Annotated in this window: 4 protein-coding genes and 1 pseudogene; 2 read left to right on the top strand and 3 right to left on the bottom strand. The window is 70.8% G+C overall.

Annotated elements, in window-relative coordinates; all coding sequences use genetic code 11:
• Both FKV24_RS09780 and FKV24_RS09775 read left to right on the top strand, forming a co-directional pair.
• The coding region (locus tag FKV24_RS09780) for a TrmH family RNA methyltransferase (RefSeq protein ID WP_141482246.1) at positions 1 to 687 on the top strand (687 nt) is incomplete at its 5' end.
• A 62-nt stretch (positions 688 to 749) separates the two neighbouring features.
• Positions 750 to 1,526, top strand: a complete 777-nt coding sequence (locus FKV24_RS09775) for a class I SAM-dependent methyltransferase (RefSeq protein ID WP_141482245.1) — start codon at positions 750 to 752, stop codon at positions 1,524 to 1,526.
• 297 nt (positions 1,527 to 1,823) lie between these two features.
• Here FKV24_RS09775 and FKV24_RS19840 read toward each other — a convergent pair.
• The 3 genes and pseudogenes from FKV24_RS19840 to FKV24_RS09760 all read right to left on the bottom strand — a co-directional run.
• A pseudogene (locus FKV24_RS19840) lies at positions 1,824 to 2,144 on the bottom strand (RebB family R body protein); the annotation flags it as partial.
• A gap of 94 nt (positions 2,145 to 2,238) precedes the next feature.
• On the bottom strand, positions 2,239 to 2,715 hold the full coding sequence (locus FKV24_RS09765; RefSeq protein ID WP_141482243.1) for an NIPSNAP family protein: 477 nt from the start codon (positions 2,713 to 2,715) through the stop codon (positions 2,239 to 2,241).
• 48 nt (positions 2,716 to 2,763) lie between these two features.
• Positions 2,764 to 3,611: M28 family peptidase (locus tag FKV24_RS09760; RefSeq protein WP_141482242.1), on the bottom strand; the 848-nt coding region annotated here is incomplete at its 5' end.

Raw genomic sequence — 3,611 nt, 5'->3', positions numbered from 1 at the left:
GCGACGTTCGCACGTCGCCCGCAGGCGCTGCGCAAGCTGTACCTGTCCGAATCGCGGATCCCGGCGCTGCAGCCGCTGTTGAAATGGTGCGTGGCGAACCGGATCGGCTATCGCGTCGTCGAAGAGGACGACCTGCGCCGGCTTGCCGCCAGTCAGCACCATGAAGGCGTGGTCGCCGATGTGCTGCGCGAGCCGCCGTTGCCGCTGTCGAACTGGCTGGACGGCCTGTCGCAGGGGCCGCAACTGGCGCTCTGGCTCGACGGAGTCGGCAACCCGCACAATCTCGGCGCGATCCTGCGTTCGGCGGCGCACTTCGGCGTTGCCGCGATCCTGGTGCCCCGGCATGCGCAACTGGCGTTGTCCGGCGCCGCCGCGCGGGTCGCCGAGGGCGGCGCCGAGGCGGTGCCGCTGGTGCGCCTGGGACGTCCGGAAAACGCGGTCGCGCAACTGCGTGCCGCCGGCTTCCAGCTGGCCGCGACCGTGGTCGAGGGCGGCGACGACCTGTTCGCCGCGGCCCTGCCCGAACGGCTGGTCTACGTGCTCGGCGCCGAGGGCGAGGGCATGGACCGCGGGTTCGCGCAGGCCTGCGATCTGAGACTGTCAATACCGGGCACCGGTGCGGTGGAGAGCCTGAACGTTGCCGCCGCCGCCGCGGTGATGCTGGCGAGCTGGCAGGCGCAACGTTGACCGCGGCAACGGGTGTTGCGGCGAATTGCTGGGCGACGCTGGACGCCTGGAGTGTGGATGCGGTGCGCGTGCTTTCCGCCGAGGCGGCGGCCATTGCGGCGGCCGAGACGGTGTCGCTGCTGCCCGGTCGCTGCGGCTTGTGCGGCGCCTCGGGCGGTTTCGCGTCCGGCCCGGCGCAGAGCCTGCGCGAAGGCCTGGCCTGCCGCGGCTGCGGCTGCAATGCGCGCCAGCGCGCCGCCGCCGGCGTGCTGCTTGGCAGTCTTGCGTTGCCGCCTCGACGGGCCGTCGTGACGATCACCGAGCAGGCCAGTCGACTGTTTCTGGCGCTGCGTCGCCGGGTCGGTCGCCTGCATGGGAGCGAGTACCTGAACTCGTGGTCGCTGCGGCTGCGGATGAGCCTGTGGCTGTGGCGCCACGGCGTCGTCGACATCGCCCGCCATGGCGATGTGACCGCGCTGGAGACCGGCGATGGGCGAGTGGACGCCATTGTCAGCCTGGACGTGCTCGAACACGTTCCGGACTACCGCGCGGCCCTGCGCGAGTTCGCCCGGGTGTTGAAGTCCGACGGCGTGCTGGTGTTGACCGTGCCGTTCCACCAGAACCAGGCCGACAACCGCCGGATCGCGGAACTGGACGCCGCCGGTGGGGTGCGTTTCCTGGGCGAGCCGGAGTACCACGGCGACCCTCTCAGCGGCGGGGTCGCCTGCTTCCATCACTTCGGGTGGCAGCTGTTGCAGGAGTTGCGCCGGTCGGGATTCGCGACCGCCGAGGCGCGGCGGATCCAGGATCCCGACGCGGGCCTGCCGCAGGGGCAGTGGGTGATCGTCGCCCGCCGCTAGCGGCGGGCACGACGGCGTCCGTATCCGGCCGGCCTGCGGCCCCGCTCAGGTCAGGCCGCGGATTTGGTTCAACACCTTGGCATACGCATCGGCCTTGTCGGGCTCGGCGAGCATCGCGCGCAGGCACACCGCGGTCGCGGCCAGTTGCAGCGTGTGCATGCAGTTGCGATAGCTGGCGGCGTTGATGTCGTCGAGCGAGGCCTGCATCGCTTCGGCCGTGCTGCGGACCCCGAAGGAAAAGTCGCCGGCATTGTCGAGCACGCTGCGCAGGTTGAACTTCACCGCCTCGACGACCTGCGAATTGATGGCGGCGATGTTCGCGGTCTTCTTGAGCGCGGCGAGATTCTCGGCGACCTGCTGCGGCGAGAGTCCGGTGTCGGGGCTGGCGGTGGTGTCCAACGAATAGATCTGCATCACGCCCTGGATCAGTGCGGCCTGCATCTGGGCTTCCTGCTGCTGCTGCGCGGCGACCGCGTTCTCGTACAGGATGGCGGTCGCATGGGCCATGGCCTGGTAGATCGTGGCCATCGCCATCGCCGGGGCTTCGGCGACGGGCTTGACGTTGGCCTGGGTGACGGAGTCGGTGATCTGGTCGTTGACCGAGGTCGGGGATGCCATGGCTGCGCTCCTTGCTGTGCGGGTGGATTTCCGTGTAGCAGTCTACGCCGCCGCAGGCTGCGCCGGCAGCCGCGCGCTCGACGCCGACGCACGCTCAATCGACGGGAAGGAACCGGCTGCGCGGCGAGTACGAGGTCGGTCGCAGGGTCCGGTCCTCGATGCCGTCGACGAAGCGGCCGTGCCGCTGCCCGGTCTCGCGCTTGATCGCGGCCCACTCCTCGTCGGCCATGAAGTCGGCCCAGCGCGCCTGCATGGTTTCGGTATCCGGCCACTCGAGGAGATAGGCGAACTCGGTGAGTCCCTCGGATTCGGTTTCCCAGGTGACCAGCACATCGAAGCCGTGCCGCGCCATGATCCGCAGCGCATGGTCGCGGAACCGGTCGTGGAAGGCCTGCTCGTTGCCGGGATGGACCCGGTAGATGCGCAACTGCTGGACCGGTGCGGAGCGGGTGCCGTCGTCGTGCCCGGCGACCTCGGGTGCGGGCGTGGCCGCCGTCGCGTTGGCCAGCGTCGTCACCAGGACCAGCGCCGCGAAGGCGGCGCCGTGAAGCCAACGATGATTGAGGGTCATGCGACCTCCTGGGTGGGTTGGAGCACCTTGCTGCCCCGACGCGGATGGCTACTTGCCGATGGTGGACGTGTCCTCGGCCTTCGGCGCGCTGCCGAAACCGAAGCCCTGCGCGTTCTCGATCGAGGCGGCGAGGTAGGCGAACACCGCGTAGGCGGCCACGTTCTGCGCCAGCGCCTGCGGATCGATCTTGTCGAGGGTGTCGTCCGGGGTGTGGTGCAGGTCGAAGTAGTCGGTGCCGTCCTGGGCCAGGCGCGCCCAGGCCGCGCCCTTGGCGGCGATCGGGCCGATGTCGGGCCCCGGGCCGCCCTGGCCGGGCATGTGCTCGATGCCCAGCGGCGCCAGCGCCTCGGCGATGGCGCGGTCGGCGGCCTCGGCATAGGCCGGGGCGGAGCTGGAATAGCCATAGATGCGGCCGGCGCCGAAATCGCTCTCGGCACCGATCACGTGCCGGTGGACCTGGTCCTTGTGCGCCTCGGCATAGGCCTTGCCGCCGTGCAGGCCCTGCTCCTCGTTGGCGAAGGCGACCACGCGGATGCTGCGCGCCGGCCGCTGCGGCAGGCGGCCGATCAGCGCGCCGGCGGCCATGGTGATGCCGACGCCGGCGCCGTCGTCGACCGCGCCGGTGCCCAGATCCCAGGAATCGAGGTGGCCGCCGATCAGCACGACCTCCTCGGGATGCGCGCTGCCGTCGATCTGGCCGATCACGTTCTGCGAGGTGTATTCGCCATCCCAGCCGCAGTCCAGGGCCAGTCGCAGGCGCACCGGGCCGAGCGCGAGCAGGCGCGCGAGCTGGTCGGCGTCGGGCACCGACAGCGCCGCCGACGGGACCGGGGTCAGGCCGTCGTCGAAGCGGGTGATGCCGGTGTGCGGATTGCGGTGCGAGTCGGTACCGGCCG

The sequence above is a fragment of the Marilutibacter maris genome (assembly GCF_006546735.2).
GTDB classification, from domain to species: Bacteria; Pseudomonadota; Gammaproteobacteria; order Xanthomonadales; family Xanthomonadaceae; genus Marilutibacter; species Marilutibacter maris.
This window is presented reverse-complemented; position numbering and strand designations above follow the sequence as displayed.

Coding starts and splice junctions, on each gene's coding strand:
- FKV24_RS09765 (WP_141482243.1), bottom strand. CDS start 2,715: ATGACCCTCAATCATCGTTGGCTTCACGGCGCCGCCTTCGCGGCGCTG.